Here is a 24,504-nt window from a genome sequence, read left to right as displayed (position 1 = left end):
CGCACCGTAGCCCCCGCGCTACGGGCCGTGGGGGCAACTGGACAAAGGGGCCGGGCGCTGGCCAGTATGGGCCACACGGATCCGGTGACTGGACCCATTGCGTGGCAGAGAGCAGCGGAAGCCGCCCCTTTCGAGCATCCTGGGGTTGACCATTGGACGAGCTGTTCGGGCGGGACGAGGAACGCGGCCGGCTGACGGCGGCGCTCGACGACGCCCGGCGCGGGATGAGCGGCGTCCTGGTCCTCAGGGGCGGGCCCGGGAGCGGCAAGAGCACCCTCCTCGACCACCTCCAGGCGGGCGCGGCCGCCGACTTCGAGATCATGCGCTTCGACGCCGTGGAGTCCGAGGCCGAACTGGGTTTCGCCGCCCTGCACCAGCTGCTCAGGCCGCACCTGTCCCAGCTGCCCAAGCTGCCCGACCCGCAACGCGCCGCCCTCGGCCGGGTCTTCGGGCTCGAGGAGCGGACCAGCCCGCCCGACCGGTTCCTGGTCGCCCTCGCGTCGCTGGGGCTGCTCGACGCCCGCGCCGACGACCGTCCCCTGCTGTGCCTGGTGGACGACGCCCACTGGCTGGACGAGGAGTCCGCCGCGGTGCTCGCCTTCGTGGCCCGGCGGCTGCACGCCGACGCGATCACCATGGTCTTCGCCGCCCGCACCCACCCCGACCGGGTCGACCACCTGGCCGGGCTCCCCGAACTGGCCGTGACCGGCCTGGCCGCGGAAGCGGCCGCACGGCTGCTGGAGTCGGTGGTCCCCGGGGCCCTCGACCCCGGTGTCCGCGACCGGGTCATCACCTCGACCGGTGGCAACCCCCTCGCGCTCGTCGAGGCGGCCCGGGAGCTGACCGCCGACCAGCTCAGCGGCGAGACGCCGCTGCCCGAACCGATCCCGCTCGGCCGCGCCCTGGAACGCGTCTACCTGCGCGAGGCGCTGGCCCTGCCGCCGCGGACCCGCGTCCTCCTGCTCACCTCGGCCGCCGACCCGACCAGCGACCCGAACGTGCTGTGGCGGGCCGGCCCGGAGCTCGGCTTCGACGCCGACGCCGCCGCGGCGGCCGAGGAGCGCAACCTCCTCTCCATCCGGGAGACCGTCAGATTCCGTCACCCGCTGATCCGTTCGGCCGTCTACTACGGCGCCCCCCTCGCCCGGCGCGCCCGGGTGCACGCCGTTCTCGCCGAGGTCGCGGCGGATCTCGGCGAGGTCGACCTGCGCGCCTGGCACCTCGCGGCGGCCGCCACCGATCCCGACGACGACGTCGCGGCGGAACTCGACCGCGCCGCCGCACGCACCCGCGACCGCGGTGACTGGACCGGCAGTTCGTCGTTGCTGGCCCGCTCCGCCGCCCTGACCCCCGACCCGCCCGCCCGGGCCCGGCGCCTCCTTGCGGCGGCCGAGGCGAGTGCCGTCGCCGGCTCCCCGGGCCGGGCACAGGCGCTGCTCGACGAAGCGGCCGCCTACCGCGCCGACCGGCGCTACAACGGCCTGGTCCAGCGCGTCCAGGCACGGATCCACCGGCTCACCGGCGCACCGGCGGCAGCGACGTACGCCCTGCTGACCGCGGCCCGGGAACTGGGTCCGGTCGACATCCGGCTCGCCCGCGACATCCTCGTGGAGGCGCTCGTCCAGGCGCAGATCAGCGGCTCACTGGCACCGCAGGGGGCGACACGCCGCAGCGTCGCCGAGACGGTCCGCTCGCTGCCGCTGCCCGCCGGGACGCGGACGACCACGGGCGACGCGGTGCTGGAGGCCGACACCGCCGTACACCTCGAAGGGCTGGCCGGTGCGAGCCCGCTGCTCCGGCAGGCCCTGGCGGCGGTACGGGACGAGGAGTCGACCGCCCCGGAGCTGTTCCAGCTGCTGGCCGCGGCCTGCTCGCATGCCACCCTCCTCGGCGACGACGTCACCCTGCACGCACTCGCCTGGCGGCTGCACGCCGAGGCCCGGCGGCAGGGTGCGGCCATCCCGATGGCCCTCGCCCTCAGCCACACCGCCGTCTCGGAGCTGATCGCCGGCCGTCTCGACGAGTCCGAGCGCCTCTTCGACCAGCGGGCGGCGCTGGAGGAGGCCCGCGGCTCCCAGCTGTATCTCGGTGCCCTGCTGATCGCCGCCTGGCGCGGCCGGTTCGCGGAGGCCCACACGCTGGCCGAGGCGGTGCGCGAGCACGCCGCCCGCACCGGACAGGGCTACCAGCTGGTCTTCCTCGACTACGCCCGGTGCGTGGTCGAACTGAGCCGGAGCCGGTACGAGGAGGCGTACCTGAGCCTCGCGGGCCAGATGGGGGAACTCTGCCAGGCGAAGTTCGCCCTCGTCGACATGGTCGAGGCGGCGACCCGCAGCGGCCGCCAGGACGAGGCACTGGGCCTCCTTGAACTCCTGACCCGGCTCGCCGGGCGCACCCCCGTGCCAGGCCTGCTCGGCGACCTCGCCCGCGCCCGGGCCCTGACCACCGCCGACCCGTCGTCGGCCGAGAAGCTGTACGTCGAGGCCATCCGGCACCACGAGGAGGTCCGCGGCCCCCTGCGCCGGGCCCGCAGCCACCAGCTCTACGGCGAATGGCTGCGCCGGGAGCGCCGGACCGGGGACGCCCGGCACGAACTGCGCACCGCCCACGAGCTCTTCGACGCCATGGGCGCCCAGGGCTTCGCCGCCAGGACGGCACAGGAACTCTCCGCGGCCGGCGACTCCCTCCCGGCCGGTGCGCAGGCACCGAGCGGCGGCGGTGAACTCACCCCGCAGGAGGCCCGGGTCGCCCGGCTCGCCGCGGGCGGCGCCACCAACGGGGAGATCGCCGCCCAGCTCTTCCTCAGCGTGCACACCGTCGACTACCACCTGCGCAAGGTGTTCCGGAAACTCGACGTCCACTCCCGCCGGGAGCTCGCCGCCCACCGCGAGCGGCTCACCTCGGCGTAGTCCGGAATCCAGGCCACCGTTCGCGATGATCATATGGAGATATGCCGAAGTCCTTGGGCGAGGCTGGCTCCGGGCCGTACCCACCTCGAAACTGTCAACTGTCCGCCGGTTGCGGCCTGTTCGAGGGAGCAGTCATGAAATCGCGCCTCCAGTGGAGCCACGGACGAGGAGAGCAGGCCGTCGTCGCCCGCAGACAGGCCTACGCGGCCGAGGTCCTCGTCAAGTTCCTTGTCCTGGTCGGCCTGCTGTACATGCCGGTTCTCCTCTTCCACTGGGGTGAGTGGATCCCGTTCGCCCTGGCCGGCGGCTACCTGTTCTGGGAACTGGGCCGCATCAACAGCGCACTCGGCGAGCTTGCCGACCTCTGGAACGAGCAGCACGCGCAGGAGCAGGAGCCGGCTCGGACCGCCGCCCTCAAGTGACCTGGACCTCTCAGCCGACCTCCCGGACCAGCTCGATCGCCCGCCCCAGCGTGGTGAGCCGGTCCTCCAGGGTGTCGCCGGCCGGGTAGAGGCGGACGGTGTCGACGCCGGCGTCGCGCCAGACCGCGAGGCGCTCGCGCACCATGGCCTCGGTGCCGATCAGCGTCGTACCGAGCACCATCTCGTCGGTGACCAGAGCGGCCGCACCGTCCCGGTCGCCGGCCTGCCAGCGTTCGCGCACCTCGGCGGCGACCTCGGCCCAGCCCTGCCGGCTGTAGGCGCTGTTGTAGAAGTTGGTGGACGCCGAGCCCATTCCGCCGAGGCTGAAGGCCAGTTCCTTCTTGCGTCCGGCGACCATCGCGCCGAGCGCCTCCTCGTCGGCGGCGAAGGCGACCTCGGCGCCCTGGCAGACGTCCAGGTCCGCACGGGTACGGCCGCTGCGCGCCAGGCCCTCGTCGAGGTGAGCGAAGTAGGCGTCGGCGGCGCCCTCGGGCACGAAGCTGGTGCCCAGCCAGCCGTCGGCGGCCTCGCCGGTCAGCCGCAGCATGGCGGGGGAGAGCGCGGCGAGGTAGACGGGGATCTCGTGCTCGGCGCGAATCGACAGCCGCATCGGGACGGCCTCGCCGCCCGGCAGCGGCAGGGTGAACTCCGCGCCGGAGTACGAGAGCCGGCCGCCGTCGACCACCCGCCGCACGATCTCCACCGTCTCGCGCATGCGCCGCAGCGGCCGGGCGAAGGAGACGCCGTGCAGCCCCTCGATCACCTGCGGGCCGGAGGCGCCGAGGCCGAGCAGGAAGCGCCCGCCGGACAGGTTGGAGAGGGTGATGGCCGTCTGGGCCACCGCCGTCGGGGTCCGGGTGCCGAGCTGCATGACGCCGGAGCCGAGCAGCATCCGGTCGGTGAGCGCCGCGTAGTAGCCGAGCGCGGAGGGCGCGTCGGAGCCCCAGGCCTCGGCGACCCAGCAGACGTCCAGGCCCAGCTTCTCGGCCTCGACGACGAAGTCGCCCTGCTGGGACCAGTGTGCGCCGCCCGAGGCCTCGATCGTGGTCGCCGTCCGCATCACGCCTCCGCCCGCTTCTTGATCTGCGCGAGGGTGGCGGTGATGCCACGCTCGAACTCCCGCAGCCGTACGAACACGATCTTCTGCTCCTTGTCGGGCATCCGGTCGATGGCGAAGGACAGCCCGGAACGCCCCGGCCCCAGCTGCATCCACTGCGACAGTTCGGTCCCGCCGTCCTTCGGGCCGAGCCGGAACCGCCAGACCGCGGAGGGGTCGGCGGGATCCTGCACCGCCCAGGCGAACACCGACTCCGGCTCGCACTCGATCACATGGGAGGTGGTCTCCCACTTCCCGAGCGCCTCGTGCTCACTGCGGCCGACGAACCGGGCCCCCACCGCCGGAGCGGCGGCCCCGTCCAGCCAGGTGACGGAGACGAGCTCCTCGCTCATGTCCGGCATCAGCTCGATGTCGCTGACCAGGGCCCACACCGTGGCCGGTGGGGCGTCGATCCAGGTCCGCACCTCGATCGTGGGTTTGTCCGCGTAGCGCGCGCCCGTCCACTCCAAGACCGTCGGCCTCCTTGCCGTCCAGCGTTCCGACCTCCAGAGTTGCTAGATGAGACTCTCCCTGTCAAGAGTCCTGTCGAGAGGTGGTGCGCTCGCGGCGCCGCGGGGTGGTCAGTCGGTGCCGAACCGCCGGCGGATGTCCGGCCGCTGCCTGAGCCGCTCGGGATAACCGGGCCCCATCCGCATCGAGGTCTCCTCCGACCGCAGCGGCGTACGGCACTGGGCGCAGACGACCTCGGCGGTCGTGTCGTGGTCGCAGGCCTCGTGGTGGAAGACCACGGGCACGCCCCGCTCCCCGGCCAGCCACCGGTCGCCCCACGCGGACATCGCGGCCAGCACCGCGAACAGGTCCCGCCCCTTCTCCGTGAGGACGTAGTCGTAGCGCGGCGGCTCGGCCTCGTACAGCCGCTTCTCCAGGATCCGCTCGTCCACCAGGTGGCGCAGCCGGTCGGTCAACGTGTTGCGGGCGATGCCCAGTTCCTGCCGGAACTCGTCGAAGCGGCGGATCCCGTAGAACGCCTCCCGCACCACCAGCGGCGTCCAGTGGTCACCCAGCAGATCGACGGTCCGTGCGATGGAGCACGGCCACTTGGCGAACGAGGTCCGTTTCATGCCTCCACGATAGCGAGTCTCATGATGAAACCCAGCAGCTTCTCCCCGGGTGCGTAGTCACCGGCCCGCCCGCACCACGAACCCCACGGGATGTGCGCGGCTCGCGCAGGCCGCAGCATGAAGCGGGGGCCGCGCCGCCCGCCGGGCGGCCGTGAACCGTGGATCGAGGTGTCCGACCATGAAGATCGAGGGATCCGTCGCGCTGGTGACCGGGGCGAACCGGGGCATCGGGATGGCGTTCTGCCGCGCCCTGCTGGCCCGCGGCGCGGCCAGGGTGTACGCGGGCGTACGCAGGCCGGAGGACTTCACGGAGCCGGGTCTCGAACCGCTCCGCCTCGACGTCACCGACCCCGAGCAGATCGAGGCCGCCGCGCGGACCGCGTCCGATGCGACCATCGTGATCAACAACGCGGGCATCCAGGCCGGGCCGCCCCTGCTGGAGGGCTCCCTGGACGGCGCCCGGCAGGAGCTGGAGGTGAACTACCTGGGCACCTGGGCCGTCTCGCGGGCCTTCGCACCGGTGCTCGCCGCCAACGGCGGGGGAGCCCTGGTGAACATGCTGTCCGTGGCCTCGTGGCGCTCGACCAAGCGGTTCCCCAGTTACGCCGCGTCGAAGGCGGCACAGTGGTCGGTGACCAACGCGCTGCGGGTCGCCCTGCGGGAGCAGGGGACGCTGGTCGTCGGCGTGCACGTCGGCTGGGTGGACACCGACGCCACCGCGGGGCTCGACGAGCCGAAGACGGACGCGGCCGAGGTGGCCGCGCAGACCATGGACGCGATCGCCCGCGACGAGCCCGAGGTCCTGGTCGACGAGACGGCCCGCCGGGTACGCGCCGCGCTGTCCGGTCCGCTCGATCTCCTCTACCCGACCGGCTGATCACGCGACCCGATCGTGCGACCGTGGAGTCAGCAGATCGACTCGACACAACGGTGAGGTGGAGCCATGCGGACCGACTTCGACGTCGTCGTCCTGGGAGCCGGGCCGGGCGGCTACGTGGCCGCGATCCGCGCCGCCCAGCTGGGCCTGCGCACGGCCATCGTGGAAGGCCGCTTCTGGGGTGGCGTCTGTCTGAACATCGGCTGCATCCCGGCGAAGGCGCTGCTGCGCAACGCCGAGGTCGCCCAGCTGATCCTGCACGACGCGGAGAAGTTCGGCGTGAAGATCAGCGGGGAGGTGGGCCTGGACTACCGTGCCGCCTACGAGCGCAGCCGGGTGGTGGCCGACGGGCGCGTCAAGGGCGTCGGCTACCTCATGCGCAAGAACAAGATCGAGCAGTTCGAGGGGCAGGGCACCTTCCTCGACCCCCACACCCTGCAGGTGCGCCTGAAGGACGGCGAGACGACGCTCTCCTTCCGCTCCTGCATCATCGCGACCGGCTCGACCGTGAAGCTGCTGCCCGGTACCTCGCTGGGCAGGCGCGTCGTCACCTACGAGGAGCAGATCCTCTCCGACAGCCTTCCGGCGAGCATCGTCATCGCGGGTGCCGGGGCCATCGGCGTCGAGTTCGCCTATCTGCTGCGGTCGTACGGCGTCGAGGTCACGCTGGTGGAGTTCCTGGACCGGATCGCCCCGCTGGAGGACGAGGAGGTCTCCGCCGAGCTGACCAGGCGCTTCAAGCGGCAGGGCATCCGGGTCCTGACCTCCACCGCCGTGCGGTCCATCGAGGAGACGGCGGACAACGTCCGCGTGACGGTCAGGTCCGGCGACTCGGAGCAGGTCCTGGAGGCGGAGAAGGTCCTGCAGGCCACCGGCTTCCAGCCGCGGACGGCCGGCTACGGACTGAGCAGCACCGGGGTACGGCTCACCGAGCGCGGCGCGATCGACATCGACGGGTTCTGCCGCACCAGCCAGCCGCACATCTACGCCATCGGCGACGTCACGGCGAAGCTGATGCTCGCGCACACCGCCGAGGCGATGGGCATCGTCGCCGCGGAGAGCATCGCCGGTGCGGAGACCATGGAGCTGGACTACCGCATGATCCCGCGCGCCACGTTCTGCCAGCCCCAGATCGCCAGCTTCGGCTGGACCGAGGCCGAGGCCCGCGCCCAGGGCTTCGACGTGCGCGTGGCGAAGTTCCCCTTCACGGCCAACGCCAAGGCGCACGGCCTCGGTGACACGGTCGGGTTCGTGAAACTCGTGAGCGACGCCCGGTACGGCGAACTGATCGGCGGCCACCTGATCGGACCGGACGTGACGGAGCTCCTGCCCGAGCTGACGCTCGCCCAGAAATGGGACCTCACGGTGCACGAGCTCGCCCGGAACGTGCATGCCCACCCGACGCTGAGCGAGGCGGTCCAGGACGCCCTGCACGGGCTCGCCGGACACATGATCAACCTCTGACGGGCCGCCCGGCACCCCGGGCCTACGCGTCCCCGGTGCCCGGACTACGCACATCACGGGATCTCGCGCGCTCCCGTGCCGGACACGATCGGCGGGAAGAGTTCGACGCGAGACAAAGCGAGGATCCATCGCATGCCCATGATCGACGTGTACGCCGCCAAGGGGCTCATCAAGGACCGCAAGGCCCTCGCGCAGGATCTCGCTCAGGCGATCATGCGCTGGGAGAAGGTGCCGGCCATCCCGTTCTTCTCGGACAACACCGCCGCGTTCGTCCACGAGCTGGACGCCGACGGGTTCTCCACCGCGGGCGGCGGAAACGACCACGTGCGCGTCACCGTCACCACCAACGCGGGCGCGCTCGACCGGGAGCAGCAGCTCGGCCTGGTGAAGGAGCTGTCGGAACTGGTGGCCGCCGCCGCGGGCGACCCCTCGCTCGCCGAGCGCACCTGGGTCGCCCTGACCGAGGCCGTTCCGGGCGGCTGGGGCATCGGGGGGCACGCCTACACCAACGAGGAAATCGTCCAGCACGTACGCGAGTTGCTGGGCAAGGCCTGACACTCCGGGTGGGCCCGTGCCGTCGTACGAAGGCACGGGCCCACCCTCTCCACGAGCCGGGGCCCCGGGCCTACGGGCGGACGTAGGGCCGCGTCATGATCTCCATGTTGTGGCCGTCCGGGTCCTCGAAGTAGGCGCCCCGACCGCCGAACAGGCCGTTGGTCCGGCCGGGCTGGGTGTGGTGCGGGTCGGCGTAGTACGTCACCCCGGCCGTCTCCAGACGACCGATCATGCCGTCGAACCGCTCCTCGGGGACGAGGAAGGCGTAGTGCTGCGACTGGATCGGCTCGTCGCGCTTCTCGTAGTAGTCGAGCGTCACGCCGTTGCCGAGGTCCATGGGCAGGAACGGGCCGAACGGGGCGCCGACCTCCAGGCCCAGGATCGCGGCGAGGAACCCGGCGGACAGGTTCCGGTCGCTGGCGTACACGGCGGTGTGGTCGAGCTGGACGGCTGCCGGTGGCAGCTCGGACGTGTGCGGGTGTGGCTGGGCAAGGGGCATCGGTGTGGTCTCTCCGGTCTCGGAACATCCGCTGGGACGGGCGCCGCACAGGGGCGCCGGGGCGAGGACGCGGAGATGACGGCGGGCCTCTCGCCCGCCTCGGGCTCACGCCGAGGCCGGGAACCTCACTCGTGCGTGGCCCATGGCCGACCCGGCAGTCACCCGGCCGACCTTAGTGACCGTCACGAGCCGGGGCAACGCGTTTCTCCGCCACGCCGGACGACCGCGGGTGCCGGGCGGTCCGGCGGAAGATTTCGGCGGCGGATGGGGTTTTGATGGCGGTCGTACTATGACTTGACCGCCCAGAAGCCGCCCCGAGGAGTCACCGTGGCCCGCCCCCGTACCGCCGCCCGCACCGTGGAGCACCCCGAGCTGTCGGAGGTCTCGCTCCAGCAGGTGCTGGAGGCGCTGGTGGACCCGGTGCGCCGCATGGTGGTGGCGCAGCTGGCCCGCGCGGGGGAGGACCTCAGCTGCGGGACGTTCGTCGCGCCCGTGTCGCTCTCGACGCTCACCCACCACTTCGCCGTGCTGCGCGAGGCCGGTGTGATCCGGCAGTACTACGTCGGGACGACGAAGATGAACACGCTGCGCACCGACGAGCTGGAGCTGCGGTTCCCGGGGCTGTTCTCCGCGGTGCTGGCCGCCGCGGCCGGGGAGGCGGCAGCGACCACGGCCCGAGACGGCCGGTGACCTTATTTCGATCGCGCTCAAAATTTGACGGCCATCGAACCTTGGGGCAGGGTGGGAGAAGGCGCCGGGCCGACCCGGCGCGTCTCCTCCCCGAACCCTGCCCCTAGGACGGATGCACCATGGCAAGACTCGTTCAGTTCGACCGGATCGGCGGACCCGAGGTCCTCACCCTCCGCGATGTCGAGGTCGGCGCGCCCGGCGCGGGGGAGGTCCGGATCCGCGTCGACGCGATCGGTCTGAACCGCGCCGAGATCATGTTCCGCGAGGGCGCCTACTTCTACGCCCCGGTCTACCCCTCCCTGCTCGGCTACGAGGCCGCCGGTGTGGTCGAGGCGGTCGGCGAGGGGGTGGACGGCCTCTCGGAGGGCGACCCGGTGGCGGTCGTACCGCAGTTCCTGCAGACCGACTACGGCACGTACGGCGACCACGTCATCGTCCCGGCCTCGGCGGTCGTGCCCCGCCCCGCGGAGGTCGACCCCGTCCGGGCGGCGGCCGTGTGGATGGCCTACATCACCGCCTACGGACCCCTCGCCGAGAGTGGACAGGTGCGGCCCGGGGACCATGTCCTGATCACCGCGGCCTCCAGCAGTGTCGGACTCGCCGCCATCCAGATCGCCCGCCACGTCGGCGCGATCCCGATCGCCACCACGCGCGGCGCCGGCAAGAAGCAGCGCCTCCTGGACGCGGGCGCGGCCCACGTGATCGTCACCGACGAGGAGGACCTGCCCGCCCGGATCAAGGAGATCACCGGCGGCGAGGGCGTCCGCCTGGCCTTCGACCCCGTCGCGGGACCCGGTGTGGAGACCCTCGCCCAGGGGATCGCCCCGGGCGGCTTCCTGGTGGTCTACGGCGCCCTCGACCCGCGCCCCACCCCGCTGCCCAACGCCCAGTCCTTCCCGGCGCTGACCAGCAGCACCTACACGCTCTTCGAGATCACCACGGACCCCGAGCGGCTGCGCCGCGCGGTCGCGTTCGTCAACGCGGGCCTGAGTTCGGGATCCTTCGACCCTGTCGTCGACCGCACCTTCGACCTCGAGGACATCGTCGAGGCGCACCGCTACATGGCGGCCAACGAGCAGGTCGGCAAGATCGTCGTCACCGTCACCCACGAGGGTGCCGCGTCCTGAGCCCGGACCCGCGCGCGGGGCGCCGACGTGCCGGCCGTCAGCGCTCCGCCTGGGCCACCATCCGGACGGCGGCGTCGTGGATGAGCCGCGCGTGCAGTTCGAACAGGGCGACCAGGTCGACCGAGTCGCCCTTGACCTCCCGGTGCACGAACAGGCCGTCGGCGCCGGCGACGGCATAGGTGGTGAGGGTGTCCACGACGTCCTCGGCCAGGGCCGGAAACAGGCCGGCGACGATCTCGGCGATGCGCCGGTGGGCGGTCTCGCGGACCTGGAGGAAGACCGTACGGCCGCGGGGCTCGGTGGGGCGGCGCTCCAGCGCGAGCATCAGACCGAGGCGCAGGAAGTCCGGGGCGGCGACGAGGGACCGGGCCACGTTCGCGGCCATCATGGTGACCCGCTCCAGCGGGGTGCCCGCGTCCTCGCCGGGCAGTTCCACGGCCATGAGCCAGGTTTCGAAGCTGCGCTCGATGACCGCGGCGATCAGGTCGTCCTTGTCCTTGAAGTGCCAGTAGATCGAGCTGGCGGGCAGCCCGCACTTGGCGCTGACGGCCGCGATGGAGGTGCCTTCGTAGCCGCGCTCGCCGGCGATCTCCACGGTGGCGTCGAGGATGCGCCGGCGCGACTCCACCCCGTTCGCGCGCTTCCTGCGCGCCGTCTGCGGCCCGGTCATCTCTGCGCCTCTCGGGGACGGGATCGCGGCGGCCCGGTGGTGGGCCGCCCCTGCAGTGAGCACTCTAATTGGAGCATCCCCTACAGCAGCAATTGCGGCAGCAATCGCCCGGGGCTCCCGTCGCCGGGTGTCAGCCGTGCCCCGGGCGCGACTCCATGGCCGCGACCAGTCGTCGCAGCGCCTTGGTCACCCACTCGCGGTCCTCGCCCAGGCCGTCCAGCAGGCCGATCTCGACGGAGAGCTGCCGGGGGAAGAGGTCGTCGACCGCCTTCGCGCCGGCCTCGGTGATGGTGACCAGGGCGGCGCGCCGGTCGGCGGGGTTCGGGGTACGGGTGATGAAACCGCGCTGCTCGAGCCTGCCGAGGGTCTTGCTGACCCCCGCGCGGGACAGGCCCAGCCGCTCGGCGAGGCGCCGGGCGATGAACGGCTCGGTCGCGTGCCGCAGGGGAATCAGCATGTCGAGCTCCGGCGCGGTGAGCGGGGCACCCGCATACAGGGGCTCGACGGAGCGGTAGAGCAGGCCGGTGGCGTGCTTGAGCAGCCCGACCAGCTCCATGGGGGAGGTGTCCAGGCCGGGGTTGTGCGCCGCCCACTGGGCGCCGACGTCCGCGGCGGACGGAGCGGACGGGGTGGAGGGGTTGGGGGAGGGCATGCGGCTCGTCTTCTCGCTCTCCATATTTGTTAGCTGGTGAACTATCGGCTACCTTTATTTTCATGGCAGCTCCGTCATCCTCGCGCAATCGCGCCGACGCCGTCCCCGACACCGCCGGACCTGCGCCTTCGGGTCGTGCGGCCACCGCTCTCATCGCCGTGCTCGGCGCGCTGACCGCCGTCGCCCCGCTCGCGACGGACATGTACGTCCCCGGTTTCCCCGCGCTGGGCAAGGCACTCGGGGCGAGCGGCTCCGCCGTGCAGCTGACGATGACCGCCTTCCTGGCCGGACTCGTCGTCGGCCAGCTGGTCATCGGCCCGCTCAGCGACGGCCTCGGCCGGCGCCGGCTGCTCATGGCCGGGGCGGCCGGATTCGTCCTCTGCTCCGTCGGCTGCGCCGCCGCCCCGGACATCGCCGCCCTCACCGGCGCCCGCTTCCTCCAGGGTGTCGCGGGCGCGGCCGGCATGGTGCTGGCCAGGGCCGTCCTCACCGACCGCTTCCACGGACCCGAACTGCCGCGCTACTTCGCGGTGCTGTCACAGGTGATCGGCGTGGCGCCGATCGCCGCGCCGGTGCTCGGCGGGGCCGTCCTGGCCGTCTCCACGTGGCGGGCGGTCTTCGCCGTGCTGGCCGTGCTGGGCGTACTGCTCCTGCTCGCCGTCGTGCGGGCGGTGCCCGAGTCGCTGCCGCCGGAGCGGCGTCACCGCGGCGGACTCGCCGGGACCTTCCGGGCCATGGGCGCGCTGCTCGCCGCCCGTACGTTCATGGGGTACGTCCTGGTGGTCGCCCTCGTCTCGGCCGCTCTGTTCGCCTACGTCAGCGGCTCCAGCTTCGTCTTCGAGGACCTGCACGGCGTCTCCTCGACCACCTACTCCCTCATCTTCGCCACCAACGCCGTCGCCATGCTGGCCGCGGGGGCCTCCTTCGCCCACCTGGCCGGACGCGGCACCCGCCTGAACACCCTGCTCTCGGCCGGCGTCGGGATCGCCCTGCTGGGCGCGCTGGCGCAGGTCCTGCTGGTGGTGACCGCGGGCGAGACCCTCGCGGGCACCTGGGCCACGCTGTTCGTGACCGCCGGTGGCATCGGCCTGGTCTTCCCCAGCGCCATGAGCATCGGCCAGGCGGTCGGCCGCACGGCTCCGGGCGCGGCGTCCGCGCTCCTCGGCGGCTTCCAGTTCCTGTTCGGAGCCCTGGCGGCGCCGCTGGTGGGCGTGTTCGGGTCGGACAGCTCCCGGCCGATGGCGTTCGTCATGCTGAGCGCGCTGGCGGCGGCGGGGCTGGCACTGGTGGGGCTGGCCCGGCCCTGGGAGGGGCGCGGGGAGCCGGTGGTCCGCACGGCGTAACAGCAGAAGGGGCCCTTGCCGCCAGGCCTCACTCGGCCGCGGTGGTTCACCCGGCGGGCAGGTCGGTCAGGAAGCGGGCGCCGGAGGTGTAGGCGGGATCGTGGGACACCTCGCCGCCGACGGCCCGGGCCAGGCGCCGTGCGAGCGGCAGTCCGAGACCCGCGCCGTCGTGCCCGTCGTCGGGGTCGGCCCGGCGGCCGGGCTGGAAGAGGTCGCCCACGAACGCCTCCGGTACGCCCGGACCGTCGTCGGTGACGCTGATCCGCACACCGCCGGGCACCGGCCGCGCGGACACGGTCACCGTGGAGCGCGCGTACCGGACCGCGTTCGTCAGGAGCGGGCTGACGATGCGTTCCAGCAGAGCCGGCCGGACGCCCGCCGCCAGCTCGGGAACCGTCGCGTCGACGACGGCCGCCACCTGCTCCGGCGTTCCGAGGCGGTCGACCAGCCGGCACAGCACCGGCACGACGGCCGTGGCGCCGGGGGCGGTGGCGGCGGTGTGCGCCTCCTTGCGGGCGTCGTCCAGCAGGGTGTCGCAGATGGTGCGCATGGCCTGGGCGGCTTCGGCGATCACCTCGTGCGTGGCGCGGGTCTCGGCGGCGGAGCGCGGCCGGGCCCGCCACCAGTCCAGCTCGATGACGATCCGGGTGAGCGGGGTGCGCAGTTCGTGGGACAGCTCCCCGGTCAGCTGCCGCTCGTGCCGCAGCACGGTCCGGATGCGGTCCAGGAGCGAGTCCAGCGAGGTGCCCAGGCGCGCGAGTTCGGCCGGATGGTGGGCCGCGCCGAACCGTTGGTCGGAGCCGACGGCGCTCCACTCGGTTGCCTGGTCGGTCATGGTGCGCACCGGACGCAGCGCCCGTCCCACGGCGAGGCGGGTCAGCGCGTAGGTGCACGCGAGCATGACGGAGTCCAGGACCAGGGAGCCAAGCAGCACGACGGCCGCCGAGTTGCGGTACGGGGCGAGGTCCAGGGCGGTGACGACCGTCGCCGTGCCGCGGTTCCCGGACATGGCACGGGCGCACAGCCGGACGGACCGGGGATGCCCCGCCGCCACCGTCGTACAGACGCCGTCCCCCCGTCGGGCGAGCCGCGCGGCGGCCTCGGTCAGGGTGCTGTCGGCGGCGGTGGACGGGGGCTTCTCCAGCAGGCGTGTTCCCGTGTAGATCCAGACGTTGGCGTCGAGGAGCCGGTCGTTGACGGTCTCCAGGACCCGTACCCGGGGGCCGCTGGTGTCCACGGTGGTGGCGACGGCGTCCGCACGGCTGCGCAGCTCCGCGTCCGCCTGATGCTGCAGATGCCGGTCCAGCACGGTGTTGAACGCCACGGTCAGGACGGTCATCAGAAGGGCCGCCGTGGTCAGTGCCACGAGCGAGAGCCGGCCGCGCAGCGTGCGGGGGGCCAGGGGCCGCAGGAAGCGCTTCATGACAGCCGGTGGCCGATCCCGCGCGCCGTCCCCAGGCTCAGGTCGCTGCCCGCCTCGCGGAGCTTGCGGCGCAGCCGGCTCAGGTACTGGTCGAGTGTGTTGTCGCTGACCTGGGCACCGTCCGGCCAGGCGGCCCTGACCAGGTCGCGGCGGCTCACGATGCCGCCGCCCGCGGCCACCAGGGTGGCCAGCAGCCGGAACTCCGTCGGGGACAGCTCGACGTGGGCCTCGCCGACGCTCGCGCTGTGCCGGGTCGCGTCCAGGACCAGGTCTCCGGCCGTGGACACCGTCGGCGGGGCGGCCCGTTTGAGCGTCGCCCGCAGCCGCGCGACGAGTTCGGCGAGGTGGAACGGCTTGGGAAGGTAGTCGTCGGCCCCCGCGGAGAACCCGGACAGCCGGTCGGTGAGGTGGTGGCGGGCCGTCAGGAAGATGATCGGGGCCGCGAACCCGTTGGCGCGCATCGCCTGGCACACATCCCGCCCGTCCGCGTCCGGCAGTCCGACGTCGAGGACGACCGCGTCGATGGCGTGGGTGGTCAGCCGCAGGGCGGTGGCACCGTCGGCGGCGGGCACGGGCTCGAACCCCTCGTCGGCCAGCCCGCGGCGCAGCACGTCACGCAGGGCGTGGTCGTCCTCAACGACCAGGATCTTGTGACGCATGGTCCTCCGTCGGAGCCTCGGCCGTACGGCCCGAGGCCGGGACGGACCGGGCGGGCAGCGGGCCGGGTCTCCGTGCACCGGCACAGGCCGAGCCGCCCGGTCGTGGACGGCCGCCCACCGAAGACGCGGATGCACCGGCGCGTACGCCGGGCCGGACGCGGGCGCCCGGACGGACTCGGGTGGGACCCGCCGGCGCGACGCGGTACCCGACGGCGGCGCCGGGCCGGACGGCCCCGGCCGGGACGGTCACCCGCGTCCCTCCTCGGACCTGGCGGCCCGCCTGCCCCGGTACACCTCGGCGAGCACGGGGGTCAGCGACACCAGCACGATCAGTGCCACCAGCGGCAGCAGGTACCGGTCGACATTCGGGATCGACGAGCCGAGCGCGTATCCCCCGAGGGTGAGGCCGACACTCCAGGCGAGTCCGCCGACGACCTGCCACAGGGTGAACGTCCGTACCGGCACCTCCAGCGCACCGGCCATCGGATTGAGCACCGTCCGCACCACCGGCACGAAGCGGGCCAGCACGATGGCCTTCGCGTGACCGTAGCGCTGGAGGAACTCCTCGGCGCGCTTCACCCCTTCGTGCAGACGCGGGGAACGGCTGCGCGCGAGCAGTGCTCCGCCGGCCTTGCGGCCGAGCAGGTATCCGAACTGCGCCCCGGCCAGCGCGCCCACGGCCGCCGCCACGAGCAGGGGGCCCAGGGACAGGTGCAGACTGCCCTGAGCCGAGCCGGTGCACAGCAGGCCGGCCGTGAACAGCAGGGAGTCGCCCGGCAGGAAGAACCCGACCAGCAGTCCCGTCTCGGCGAACATCACCGCCCCGACGCCGAGCACGCCGAAGGCCGCCAGCAGTGAATGGGCGTCGAGTACGTTCACGGCCAGCTGTGACGTCGCGAGCATCGGAGTGGTCATGAACGGGGCCCTTTCCGGCGGACGGCTTCACGTGGGACACCTGGACGACTACAGCATTGTAGACACTGCAGGAAACTGTAGACGATCGCCGGGCCCGCTCGCCCCACGTCGTTTCGGGGCGGCCGGCGGAGGGCCTCGCCGTGCGCAGACCGCTACGCAATGTAGTGGAAGTCTCCCGGCCGTGGACGGCTGTCCACGGGGCCCGACTCCTCGGCCGAGGCACCGGCAAACCGCCGGCGGTTTCCCCAGGGGCACCCGAATGCGCCCCCGTACCACCTGCACAACCTCCTGACCAGGGACTTCGTCTACGCAGTCAGGTTGCGTTCAGGTTGGGCGGGCGAACCAGAAACTCATGCACCAGAGGCGCCAAAGCCTTGGCAAAGACATCTGTGGCGCCGGGAGCCCAGCGTGTCATCGTGCCGATCATGACCACAGAGCACCTCCTCGACGACCGCTCCCGCGTTCCCCTCCGCACCATGGCGAACAAGGTGCCGGAAGTGACCGCCTACTTCTGGATCATCAAGGTGCTCACCACCGGTATGGGCGAGACCGCGTCGGACCTGCTGGCCCGGGTTCTCGGCCCGATCCCCGCCGTCGGTCTCGGGGGCCTCGCCCTGGCGGCCTCCCTGGCCGTGCAGTTCGCCGTCCGCCGGTACATCGCCTGGGTGTACTGGACCGCCGTCGTCATGGTCAGCGTGTTCGGCACGATGGCGGCCGACGTCCTGCACGTCGGTCTCGGCGTGCCCTACACCCTCTCCACCCCGTTCTTCGTCATCGTGCTGACCGCGGTCTTCGCCCTCTGGTACGCCGTCGAGCGGACCCTGTCCATCCACGGCATCCGCACCCGCCGCCGCGAGATCTTCTACTGGGCGGCCGTCCTCGCCACGTTCGCCCTCGGCACCGCCGCCGGCGACCTGACCGCCACCGCAGGCCTCGGCTACCTCGGCTCGGTGGTCCTCTTCGCCGTCGCGATCTGCGTCCCCGCGATCGCCCACCGCGGCGGTGTCCTGAAGGCCGTCCCCGCCTTCTGGACGGCCTACGTCATCACCCGTCCCCTCGGCGCCTCGCTCGCCGACTGGATGGCGGTCGGCCACGCCCGGGGCGGGCTCGCCCTGGGACTGGCACCGGTGACCCTCGCCTGGACGGCCGCCATCGCCTGCTTCGTCGGCTACCTGGCCGTCTCCCACCGGGACACCACCGGCGCCGAGGCGGCCTGAGGCCTGAGAGCTGAGGCCTGAGAAACACCGACACCCCGGCGGCCTCCGCGTGCCGTCGTCACGGCGACTCGTCGGACCGCATCGATACCATTGCGGGAACGGCGAGTTGGGGGAGTCCTGAGTGGAACCGTTGGTGGGAATGGTGCTCTCGGCTGTCGGCACGGTCGCCTCGGGCGCCCTGTCAGGGGCGGGAGGCGAGGCAGGGAGGCGAACTTCCGAGCGGCTCTACGACCTGCTCAGCAGGAGCCGCGCCGGGGCCGCCGGCGGCGATTCGGCCGCGCCTTCCCTCCCGGTCACCGCGGACCAGCGGGCGGCCGCCGCTTCGAGCCTGCTGGAGTACGCCCGTACCTCGCCGGAGTTCTCCCGCGAGGTGACGGAATGGGTCCGGGAAGCCGCCTGGCTGGCGCCGCGCAGCGTGCCCGCCGTGGCACCCGGCGCCTCCCGGCCGCAGATGCTCCCACCGGGTACGGCGGCCTTCACCGACCGCGAGGACGTGCTCGCGTGGATCACGGAGCTGCCGGACGACGGGGACCGCGCACCGGGCGCGCCCGCGATCGCCGTGCTCACCGGGCCGGGCGGCATCGGCAAGACCGCCACCGCCGTCCGGAGCGCGATCGAGCTGCTGGCGAGGTTTCCCGACGGCGCCCTGTTCGCCGACCTGGAGGGAGCGTCGGCCGCCACGGCCCTGCCGCCCTCCGACGTGCTCGCACGCTTCCTGGAGCGGCTCGGCGTGCCGCCCGCCATGGTGCCGGGGGACGAGGCGCGGCAGCGGGACCTGTACCGCGACTGCACGGCCGACCGGCGTCTGATCGTCGTACTGGACAACGCCCATGACGACGCGCAGGTGATCCCCCTGCTGCCGGCCTCGCCGGAGTCCCTGGTCCTGGTGACGAGCAGGCACCGGCTCGGGCGTCTGGTCGCCGGTCACGGAGCCCGGCCGTGCGCGCTCGGGCCGCTGTCGACGGAGGACTCCGTCACCCTGATCAGGCGGGTCGCCGGCAGCGACCGGCCGCCCGCGCCGGAAGCCGTCGTCCGGGCCGTCGCGGAGGGCACGGGCGGCATCCCCCTCGCCGTGTGCACCACAGGTGCGGGCCTGGCCTTACGGGAGCACCTGACCTGGGAACGTGTCGCAGAGCAGCTGTCCGGGCGGAACCACGGGGGTGGGGACCGGGAAGGCACCGCCGCGGGCGGACCGACCCCCGATGCTCCGGGCGACCCCGTCCGTCTCGTCCATGACGTCGCGTACCGTGAACTGACCCCCGAGAGCGCCGCGTTGTACCGGGCGATCGCCGTGTGGCCCTGGCCGACCGTGACCGTCGCGGTCGCGGCCCACGCCGCGGGGATCGCCGCCGACGAGGCACGGACGCTGCTGGAGCAGCTGGCCGGGGCGCACCTGCTGGAGGAGGTCGCGGAGGAACGCTACCGGTTCCACGACGTGACCCGGGCCCACGCCCGCGGACTCGCGGCCGCCGAGGACGGTCACGGCCGCATGGCGGCCGCGGTCCGCCGGGTGGCGGTCGCGCAACTGCGCTTCGCGGCGGCTGCGGACTTCAGGGTGATGCCGCTGAGATGGCGGCTCGGGCCCGCATACCGGGGACTTGTCCTTCCGGAACATCGCGACCCGGCGGACGGCAGGCACGCGCTGGCGGAACTGCGGCGCGAACGGGAGAACCTCGCCGCCGTCGTCCGGGCCGCCGCGCACCACGAACTCAACGACCTCGTCTGGCAGTTGTGCGAGGCCATGTGGGGCCTGCACCTGATGCTCGGCTTCCACGCGCAGTGGGTCGACACGCACCTGCTCGGCGTCGAGGCCGCCCGCCGCAGCGTCGAGGCGGAGTTCGGCGACCCGCGTGCCGTGGGCCGGATGTGGACCCAACTCGCCTTCGGTTACATGGGAGAGGGCCGGGCGGACGACGCCGCGGCCGCGCTGGCGAACGCCCGGACCGCGGACCGGGCCTGCGGGCACCACCGGGGCGAGGCCACCGCCGTCGAGGTGCTCGGGCTGCTCCATCTCAAACGGTGGGAGTTCCCCGCGGCCCAGCGGTGCTTCGAGGAGGCCCAGGAGATCCTGCGCCGGATCGGTCCGGGCGAGGACGGCCGGGAGGACCTGCCGCGTGCCACGGCCCTGCTCGAACACCACATCGGCCGCGCCCTGACCAAGCAGCGACGCTACGGCGAAGCCGTCGCCCGGTTGAACGACGCCCTCGCACGCTTCCGCCGGCTGCCGGGCGGCGGCGACTCCTACAACGCCGCGCGCGTCTACATGAGTCTGGGCGACGCCCACCTGGACGCGGGAGACGCCGAGCAGGCGCGCGTGTGCCTGGACGAGGCCGTCAAGGCCATGACCGAGGCGGGCGCCGGGCTGCAACTCGCCGACGCCCTCGACGTGCGGTCCCGGTGCCATCACCGGCTGGGCCACGCGGCGGAGGAGGCCGCGGACCTCATGGCCGCCGCCGCGTGCTACGAGGAGCACGGCGACCGGCTCGGCGTGGACCGGGTGCGGTTGCGGCAGGCCGACGCGGAGACCCGGGGCACCGGCTCATGACCCGGCCGGAGCCGCCGTCTCCACGGCGACCAGGTGGGTCGCGGAACCGGTGCGCACCGTGATCCCGGGCATGGCCCGGGCCAGGTCGCGGCCGCTCGCGAGCCACGCGTAGAGCGCCGAGGCGTAGACGGCGGGGTCGCACAGGTCGGCGCGGCCGTCGGGGGCCGCGGCCGCGGACAGCCTCAGGAGATCTCCCTCGCGGGTCCGTACGACACACCGGTCCGGCCCGTCGACGTAGGCGGCCAGCCCGCAGTACGGGTAACGGCCGAGCGCCTCCGCCGTCCAGGCGGCGGGCGGGCCCAGTCGCGGGTCGTCGGCGGGCGCGCGCCGCACCACGATGTCGGCGATGCGCAGCCGGCCGCGGTCCCGGGTCTCCTCGTCCACCACCGTGTGCGCGGAGTCGGCCGCCACGGCCGCCTCCTCCGACGGGTCCGGCTCGCCGCCGACCGTGGCGTACCGGCTGAGGGCGACCTCCGGCGGATCGGCACCGATCCCGCCGACGAGCACCCGGACCGGCGCGGTCCGGTGAGCGGGCCGACTGGACGGCAGCGGCAGCGGGTCGAGCAGCGCCGGATGCCCCGGCTCCGGCACCCCCATGAGGACGTAGAAGAGGCGACGCAGCAGAACGGCCGACTCCTCGGGGGCCGAACTCGTCTGCTCCGCCAGCTCCTTGTAGCGGCCGGTGTCATGTCCGGCGATCACCCGGTCGATCTGGGCGCGGAGACCGTCCCGGCGGGACAGGCGGGGGGCCGTGCGGCCCAGTGCGGCCACCGGCGAGAGCGGGTCGAGGTCCTCTTCGGGGAACGCCCCGAGCAGGACGGGGGTGCCTATGGACGCCGCGTAGTAGCTGACGCTGGAATGGTCGCCGATGACGCAGTCGGCGGCGATCAGGGCCTGTCTCCAGCCGTCGAGGGGAGGGACGGCGTCGAGGCCGGCCTGCTGTGCGTTGCCGAGCCAGGCCCGGACCTGACCCGGGCCGTGGCCGTACCAGATGTTCGGATGCAGGACCGCGACCGACCGGTACTCGTCGGCGGGCAGTTCCGCCGTCAGGCGGGACAGCAACCAGGGCAGCAGATCGTCCGTCTCGGTGTCTCCGGCTCCGCCGAACAGCGAGCGCGGTGCCCAGGTCGAGCTGACGAGGACCAGCCGCTGACCGGGCCCCACGCCCAGGGCGCGCCGGAAGCGGGTGCGTTCGGGAAGTGCGGCGAGGATACGGTCGTAGCAGGGGTCCCCCGCGAGGACGGCGGTGGCCACCGCCTCCGGGCAGGCCGAGCGCAGCCGCTCCAGCTGTTCGGGGTGCGAGAGGACGGTGGCGGTCGCGAGCGGACGCCCGTCCTCCAGCAGCCACTCCGGCGAGAGGCCGAAGACCGGCGCCTGGGCCTGGTGTCCGGTGTCCGGTGTCCGGTGTCCGGTGTCCGGTGTCCGGTGTCCGGTGTGGCGAGCCTCTTATTGTAGCCAACGCCGTGCGACAGAACGGCCAACCTGCCCCGAAGCGCGGCCAGTTCACCGCCGTAGCTCGCGGAGATCACCAGATCGAACTCCGTTTCCTTGGCCTGCTCCCAGGGGAGGACCGGCAGTTGCGCCGCGGCCAGCAACTCGGGCACCCCGGCGAGAAAGGGGGAGGACCCTGTGCAGGTGGCGAACATCTGCACCCGGATGTCGCCGTCGAACAGCGGGAGTACGTCCAGCAGACGCGTCGCCGACGTCACGTTGTGCACGACGAACAGGACCCGTCGGCAGCCGGTCCGGGTGATCCACCGCTCCGCGTCCTCGCCCACCGGCACCCGCAGCCGGACCGCCCCACTCGTCACCGTTGGCCCGTCCCCCTGAATCGACCGACGGCGCCCCGTCACCGGCGCCGGGCCAGATGATATCGAGGGCCCGGTGACCGGCCCGGACGCCGTCCCCGGGGTGGGGCGGAGCCGTGCACGCGTTTTCTGCGTCTTGCTCCACGGGGAGTTTCCGCCGGTGCGGTGCCACGTTCCCGGCGACGCCGGGGCGGTGGAGCGCGTGGCTTCGACGTGAGGGGAACGGACGTTGCGCCGTGGGTACAAGTGGGTGGACCGCGAACTCGCGAGGCTGGACCCGGAATCCGAATGGGAGCGGATGATATCGCTCTATGTCGGCTACAAGATCCCGGAGTTCGCCCTGGCCATGACGCTCTATCCGGGCACCATGCGCATGATGCAGCCCGGCGCCACGGCCGCGACCCTGGCGCACACCGCGAAGCTGACGACGAGACCCGAGCGGCGCTACCGGGACGCCAACGACCTCCTGATGGCCTGGATGGTGGACGGCTTGTCCAGCGACGCGGGGCGCGAAGCGGCCGCCCGGCTCAACCGCATCCACCTGGCGATCGCCCGGTCCACCCCGCACCTGCCCGGCAACTTCGACGACACCGACGACTTCGTCTACCCCCTCGTCCTGCTGGCGACCTACGGCGACCGCCTGCAGACCTCGCTGGGACTGCCCGGCACGACTGAACCCATGAAGACCGCCTGGCACCGCTGGGCGCAGACGCTCTTCCGCCTTCTGGAACGCGAGTCCGGCCCCCTGGCCGACGAGTACTTTCCGGAGGACTGGGACGCGATGACCGAGTTCGCCGTGAAGTTCGACGCGCGGCCGTACGGGCCGACGGAAGCCGGCCACGCCGTGGCGACCGCGATGATGGACCACTTCGCCGGCCGCTGGTTCCCCGCGCCGTTCCGGGCGTTCGGCAGGGACCTGACCCGCTACCTCGCCGGCGAGCGGGTCAGCCGGCTCCACCGGATCGGCCGGCTCAGCCCCCGCCGCGAACGCGTCGTCCGACTGTTCCTGAAGTCCTCGTTCCACGTCCTGCGTCTGCTGCCGGACTACCGTACGCCGCTGCCCGAACGCGTCCGGCGCGGCGGGCGCGCCCAGGCGACGGGTCTCAGCTGCAGGTCAGGCGGCCGGCCGCGGCCTTGGCCGTGAGGATGCGGTGCACGGAGGCGGCGACCTTGGTGCGGAAGGAGGCGTCCTTCGCCATCTGGGCCTGCACTCCCTGCACCATCGCCGGCACGGTCGACGCCTTGACGGTCAGGACCATGTCGCCGCCGGCGCCGATGAACTGCACCGCCCGCTGGGCCGGGGTGTAGGCGCGTACCGCCACCGCCTGGCCGAGGTCGTCGGAGATGACGACTCCCTTGAAGCCGAACTTGGTGCGCAGCAGCGAGTTGATGACGGTCGGCGAGAACGCGGCCAGGTGCTTCGAGTCGATCTTGGTGTACTTCGCCGACGAGATCATCACGAACGGCGCACCTGCCTTGATCCCGCTCTGGAACGGCTGCAGGCTCGAACTGGTCGCGGTGGTCACCGAGTCGACGACGTTCGCGGTGGTGTCGGTGTTGCCGATCACCTGGCCCAGTCCGGGGAAGTGCTTGAAGGTGGTCATCACCCCGGCCGTGCGGAAGCCCGCGGCGAAGGCGCCGGTGTGCGAGGTCACGACGGCGGGGGTGTGGCCGTACTCGCGGTAGAAGTGGCCGATCGGTTGGTTCCGGGTGCCGAGGCTCGCCGGCACCACATCGGCGACCGGGGCGAGATTGAGGTCGAGGCCCGCCGCCTTGAGCTGCTGCGCCCAGGTCTGGGCGCGGCTGCGCAGGGTCGCGGTGCTCCACGTGCCCTGGGTGAGGGCGTTGGGCATGACCGAGAAACCGGGGCCGCTGAGCACCTGGACCTGGCCGCCCTCCTGGTCGGTGGAGACCAGCAGCCCGACCCGGTGCCCGCCGACCGTGTCGGCCTGTGCGCGGATCGCGTCGACCACCTTCCGCGTCGCGGTGGTCCCGGCGGAACTGCGCCCGGTGAGCATGACGGACCCGACGTGGTAGGTGCGCAGCGTCTGCAGATCCGTGGTGCTCGGGTGGGTGGCGGCGACGCCGCCCATGAACAACTGGCCGACGCGCTGTGCCTGGGTCATCCCCGCGTAGACCGTGTCGGCGCAGCCGGCCGCGGCGGCCGCCGGCTGCGCCGACACGGTCTCGGCCGCGGCCGGTACGGTGCACACACCGGCGGCGAGCACGGTGGTGACGAGTCCAACAGTGGCGCGCCGGGCAGCGGAGCCGCCGCGCGCGCGCCGACGAACAGGTGTCCCCACGATGCGCTCCTGACTCATACGGGTGCACGCCACGAAGACCACCGGGCCGACGGACAACATCGGACCGCATGGCCCGCGACCGGTTCATTCCCCCGAACACGTTACGCCGAACGGGTGCTGTCGGCACCTGGGCGGAGCCGTCGGGGGGCGGGGGGGGCGGGGGGCCCGGCCCCACCGCACGGGCGCAGGGGGGGGGGGGGGGGGGAGGTGCGACCCCGGGGGGGGGTTCTGGAGGGGAGGGGGGCGGG

22 protein-coding genes are annotated in these 24,504 nt (G+C 72.9%); 11 read left to right on the top strand and 11 right to left on the bottom strand.

Translation table 11 applies throughout. The features are described from left to right. The first annotated feature begins 152 nt into the window (after nt 1-152). Entirely contained in the window at nt 153-2,909 is a 2,757-nt protein-coding gene (locus ACFWPQ_RS23825) for an AAA family ATPase (RefSeq protein ID WP_384038173.1), read from the top strand. 134 nt (nt 2,910-3,043) lie between these two features. Beyond that, nucleotides 3,044-3,331 (top strand): hypothetical protein, encoded by a 288-nt coding sequence (locus ACFWPQ_RS23820; RefSeq protein WP_384038170.1) that lies wholly within the window; start codon nt 3,044-3,046, stop codon nt 3,329-3,331. 10 nt (nt 3,332-3,341) lie between these two features. On the opposite strand, the gene ACFWPQ_RS23815 is transcribed toward ACFWPQ_RS23820, so the two are convergent. The 3 genes from ACFWPQ_RS23815 to ACFWPQ_RS23805 all read right to left on the bottom strand — a co-directional run bounded on the left by ACFWPQ_RS23815 (nt 3,342) and on the right by ACFWPQ_RS23805 (nt 5,509). Then, nucleotides 3,342-4,391, bottom strand: coding sequence for an LLM class flavin-dependent oxidoreductase (locus ACFWPQ_RS23815; protein ID WP_384038167.1), 1,050 nt, complete (start codon nt 4,389-4,391; stop codon nt 3,342-3,344). Further along, nucleotides 4,391-4,897, bottom strand: a complete 507-nt coding sequence (locus ACFWPQ_RS23810) for an SRPBCC family protein (protein ID WP_384038164.1) — start codon at nt 4,895-4,897, stop codon at nt 4,391-4,393. Before ACFWPQ_RS23810 ends, ACFWPQ_RS23815 begins: the two co-directional genes overlap by 1 nt. Before the next feature lie 111 nt (nt 4,898-5,008). Then, the gene (locus tag ACFWPQ_RS23805) at nt 5,009-5,509 is read right to left on the bottom strand and encodes a winged helix-turn-helix transcriptional regulator (protein ID WP_384038161.1); all 501 of its coding nucleotides are present in this window, start codon (nt 5,507-5,509) and stop codon (nt 5,009-5,011) included. A 178-nt stretch (nt 5,510-5,687) separates the two neighbouring features. On the opposite strand from ACFWPQ_RS23805, the gene ACFWPQ_RS23800 reads away from it, so the two are divergent. From ACFWPQ_RS23800 to ACFWPQ_RS23790, 3 genes are all read left to right on the top strand, one after another. Next, entirely contained in the window at nt 5,688-6,386 is a 699-nt protein-coding gene (locus tag ACFWPQ_RS23800; RefSeq protein WP_384038160.1) for an SDR family oxidoreductase, read from the top strand. A gap of 66 nt (nt 6,387-6,452) precedes the next feature. Next, on the top strand, nt 6,453-7,850 hold the full coding sequence (gene lpdA, locus ACFWPQ_RS23795; RefSeq protein ID WP_384038158.1) for a dihydrolipoyl dehydrogenase: 1,398 nt from the start codon (nt 6,453-6,455) through the stop codon (nt 7,848-7,850). Between the two features lie 132 nt (nt 7,851-7,982). Further along, a complete protein-coding gene (locus ACFWPQ_RS23790; protein WP_361288013.1) occupies nt 7,983-8,405 on the top strand; it encodes a hypothetical protein in 423 nt (140 codons plus the stop codon). A gap of 70 nt (nt 8,406-8,475) precedes the next feature. Here the strand turns inward: ACFWPQ_RS23790 and ACFWPQ_RS23785 are convergent, their stop codons facing one another. Beyond that, nucleotides 8,476-8,904: a VOC family protein gene (locus ACFWPQ_RS23785; RefSeq protein WP_384038154.1), complete on the bottom strand. Its 429-nt coding sequence runs from the start codon at nt 8,902-8,904 to the stop codon at nt 8,476-8,478. 327 nt (nt 8,905-9,231) lie between these two features. Between ACFWPQ_RS23785 and ACFWPQ_RS23780 the strand changes: the two genes are divergently transcribed. Together ACFWPQ_RS23780 and ACFWPQ_RS23775 are read left to right on the top strand one after the other, a co-directional pair. Further along, nucleotides 9,232-9,594 carry a helix-turn-helix domain-containing protein gene (locus ACFWPQ_RS23780; protein WP_361306107.1) on the top strand — a complete coding sequence of 121 codons (363 nt, stop codon included), beginning with the start codon at nt 9,232-9,234 and terminating at the stop codon, nt 9,592-9,594. Between the two features lie 119 nt (nt 9,595-9,713). Next, nucleotides 9,714-10,721: a zinc-dependent alcohol dehydrogenase family protein gene (locus ACFWPQ_RS23775; protein WP_384038151.1), complete on the top strand. Its 1,008-nt coding sequence runs from the start codon at nt 9,714-9,716 to the stop codon at nt 10,719-10,721. Nucleotides 10,722-10,758: 37 nt separating this feature from the next. Here ACFWPQ_RS23775 and ACFWPQ_RS23770 read toward each other — a convergent pair whose 3' ends face one another. Together ACFWPQ_RS23770 and ACFWPQ_RS23765 are read right to left on the bottom strand one after the other, a co-directional pair. Continuing rightward, nucleotides 10,759-11,391 carry a TetR family transcriptional regulator gene (locus ACFWPQ_RS23770; protein WP_384038148.1) on the bottom strand — a complete coding sequence of 211 codons (633 nt, stop codon included), beginning with the start codon at nt 11,389-11,391 and terminating at the stop codon, nt 10,759-10,761. A 130-nt stretch (nt 11,392-11,521) separates the two neighbouring features. Beyond that, nucleotides 11,522-12,043, bottom strand: coding sequence for a MarR family winged helix-turn-helix transcriptional regulator (locus tag ACFWPQ_RS23765; protein ID WP_384038145.1), 522 nt, complete (start codon nt 12,041-12,043; stop codon nt 11,522-11,524). Between the two features lie 62 nt (nt 12,044-12,105). On the opposite strand from ACFWPQ_RS23765, the gene ACFWPQ_RS23760 reads away from it, so the two are divergent. Beyond that, nucleotides 12,106-13,386 (top strand): multidrug effflux MFS transporter, encoded by a 1,281-nt coding sequence (locus ACFWPQ_RS23760; protein WP_384038141.1) that lies wholly within the window; start codon nt 12,106-12,108, stop codon nt 13,384-13,386. Between the two features lie 46 nt (nt 13,387-13,432). Here ACFWPQ_RS23760 and ACFWPQ_RS23755 read toward each other — a convergent pair whose 3' ends face one another. The 3 genes from ACFWPQ_RS23755 to ACFWPQ_RS23745 form a co-directional block, all read right to left on the bottom strand. Further along, on the bottom strand, nt 13,433-14,809 hold the full coding sequence (locus ACFWPQ_RS23755) for a sensor histidine kinase (protein WP_384038138.1): 1,377 nt from the start codon (nt 14,807-14,809) through the stop codon (nt 13,433-13,435). Then, nucleotides 14,806-15,468 (bottom strand): response regulator transcription factor, encoded by a 663-nt coding sequence (locus ACFWPQ_RS23750; protein WP_384038135.1) that lies wholly within the window; start codon nt 15,466-15,468, stop codon nt 14,806-14,808. Before ACFWPQ_RS23750 ends, ACFWPQ_RS23755 begins: the two co-directional genes overlap by 4 nt. A 246-nt stretch (nt 15,469-15,714) precedes the next feature. After that, on the bottom strand, nt 15,715-16,383 hold the full coding sequence (locus tag ACFWPQ_RS23745; protein WP_384038132.1) for a DedA family protein: 669 nt from the start codon (nt 16,381-16,383) through the stop codon (nt 15,715-15,717). A gap of 425 nt (nt 16,384-16,808) precedes the next feature. Between ACFWPQ_RS23745 and ACFWPQ_RS23740 the strand changes: the two genes are divergently transcribed. Continuing rightward, nucleotides 16,809-17,600, top strand: coding sequence for a hypothetical protein (locus tag ACFWPQ_RS23740; RefSeq protein ID WP_384038130.1), 792 nt, complete (start codon nt 16,809-16,811; stop codon nt 17,598-17,600). Nucleotides 17,601-17,739: 139 nt separating this feature from the next. Further along, the gene (locus ACFWPQ_RS23735; protein ID WP_384038127.1) at nt 17,740-20,145 is read left to right on the top strand and encodes a tetratricopeptide repeat protein; all 2,406 of its coding nucleotides are present in this window, start codon (nt 17,740-17,742) and stop codon (nt 20,143-20,145) included. On the opposite strand, the gene ACFWPQ_RS23730 is transcribed toward ACFWPQ_RS23735, so the two are convergent. Beyond that, the gene (locus ACFWPQ_RS23730) at nt 20,140-21,399 is read right to left on the bottom strand and encodes a hypothetical protein (RefSeq protein ID WP_384038124.1); all 1,260 of its coding nucleotides are present in this window, start codon (nt 21,397-21,399) and stop codon (nt 20,140-20,142) included. The two genes, ACFWPQ_RS23735 and ACFWPQ_RS23730, sit on opposite strands and share 6 nt — an antisense overlap. 852 nt (nt 21,400-22,251) lie before the next feature. Between ACFWPQ_RS23730 and ACFWPQ_RS23725 the strand changes: the two genes are divergently transcribed. After that, nucleotides 22,252-23,097 carry a DUF2236 domain-containing protein gene (locus ACFWPQ_RS23725; RefSeq protein WP_384038121.1) on the top strand — a complete coding sequence of 282 codons (846 nt, stop codon included), beginning with the start codon at nt 22,252-22,254 and terminating at the stop codon, nt 23,095-23,097. Here the strand turns inward: ACFWPQ_RS23725 and ACFWPQ_RS23720 are convergent. After that, a complete protein-coding gene (locus ACFWPQ_RS23720; protein WP_384038119.1) occupies nt 23,057-24,256 on the bottom strand; it encodes a glycoside hydrolase family 3 N-terminal domain-containing protein in 1,200 nt (399 codons plus the stop codon). The two genes, ACFWPQ_RS23725 and ACFWPQ_RS23720, sit on opposite strands and share 41 nt — an antisense overlap. Nucleotides 24,257-24,504 lie beyond the last annotated feature (248 nt).

Origin of the sequence: Streptomyces sp. NPDC058464 (assembly GCF_042721035.1) — a bacterium.
Taxonomy (GTDB): domain Bacteria; phylum Actinomycetota; class Actinomycetes; order Streptomycetales; family Streptomycetaceae; genus Streptomyces.
The sequence above is the reverse complement of the archived record's forward strand: the minus strand, read 5'-3'. Positions and strand labels throughout refer to the sequence as shown.

Excerpts from the sequence above, each read along its gene's own strand:
- ACFWPQ_RS23820 (WP_384038170.1), top strand. The coding sequence starts at position 3,044 with ATGAAATCGCGCCTCCAGTGGAGCCACGGACGAGGAGAGCAGGCCGTC.
- ACFWPQ_RS23815 (WP_384038167.1), bottom strand. The coding sequence starts at position 4,391 with ATGCGGACGGCGACCACGATCGAGGCCTCGGGCGGCGCACACTGGTCC.
- ACFWPQ_RS23805 (WP_384038161.1), bottom strand. The coding sequence starts at position 5,509 with ATGAAACGGACCTCGTTCGCCAAGTGGCCGTGCTCCATCGCACGGACC.
- ACFWPQ_RS23800 (WP_384038160.1), top strand. The coding sequence starts at position 5,688 with ATGAAGATCGAGGGATCCGTCGCGCTGGTGACCGGGGCGAACCGGGGC.
- lpdA (WP_384038158.1), top strand. The coding sequence starts at position 6,453 with ATGCGGACCGACTTCGACGTCGTCGTCCTGGGAGCCGGGCCGGGCGGC.
- ACFWPQ_RS23790 (WP_361288013.1), top strand. The coding sequence starts at position 7,983 with ATGCCCATGATCGACGTGTACGCCGCCAAGGGGCTCATCAAGGACCGC.
- ACFWPQ_RS23785 (WP_384038154.1), bottom strand. The coding sequence starts at position 8,904 with ATGCCCCTTGCCCAGCCACACCCGCACACGTCCGAGCTGCCACCGGCA.
- ACFWPQ_RS23775 (WP_384038151.1), top strand. The coding sequence starts at position 9,714 with ATGGCAAGACTCGTTCAGTTCGACCGGATCGGCGGACCCGAGGTCCTC.
- ACFWPQ_RS23770 (WP_384038148.1), bottom strand. The coding sequence starts at position 11,391 with ATGACCGGGCCGCAGACGGCGCGCAGGAAGCGCGCGAACGGGGTGGAG.
- ACFWPQ_RS23765 (WP_384038145.1), bottom strand. The coding sequence starts at position 12,043 with ATGCCCTCCCCCAACCCCTCCACCCCGTCCGCTCCGTCCGCCGCGGAC.
- ACFWPQ_RS23760 (WP_384038141.1), top strand. The coding sequence starts at position 12,106 with ATGGCAGCTCCGTCATCCTCGCGCAATCGCGCCGACGCCGTCCCCGAC.
- ACFWPQ_RS23755 (WP_384038138.1), bottom strand. The coding sequence starts at position 14,809 with ATGAAGCGCTTCCTGCGGCCCCTGGCCCCCCGCACGCTGCGCGGCCGG.
- ACFWPQ_RS23750 (WP_384038135.1), bottom strand. The coding sequence starts at position 15,468 with ATGCGTCACAAGATCCTGGTCGTTGAGGACGACCACGCCCTGCGTGAC.
- ACFWPQ_RS23745 (WP_384038132.1), bottom strand. The coding sequence starts at position 16,383 with ATGACCACTCCGATGCTCGCGACGTCACAGCTGGCCGTGAACGTACTC.
- ACFWPQ_RS23740 (WP_384038130.1), top strand. The coding sequence starts at position 16,809 with ATGACCACAGAGCACCTCCTCGACGACCGCTCCCGCGTTCCCCTCCGC.
- ACFWPQ_RS23735 (WP_384038127.1), top strand. The coding sequence starts at position 17,740 with ATGGTGCTCTCGGCTGTCGGCACGGTCGCCTCGGGCGCCCTGTCAGGG.
- ACFWPQ_RS23725 (WP_384038121.1), top strand. The coding sequence starts at position 22,252 with ATGATATCGCTCTATGTCGGCTACAAGATCCCGGAGTTCGCCCTGGCC.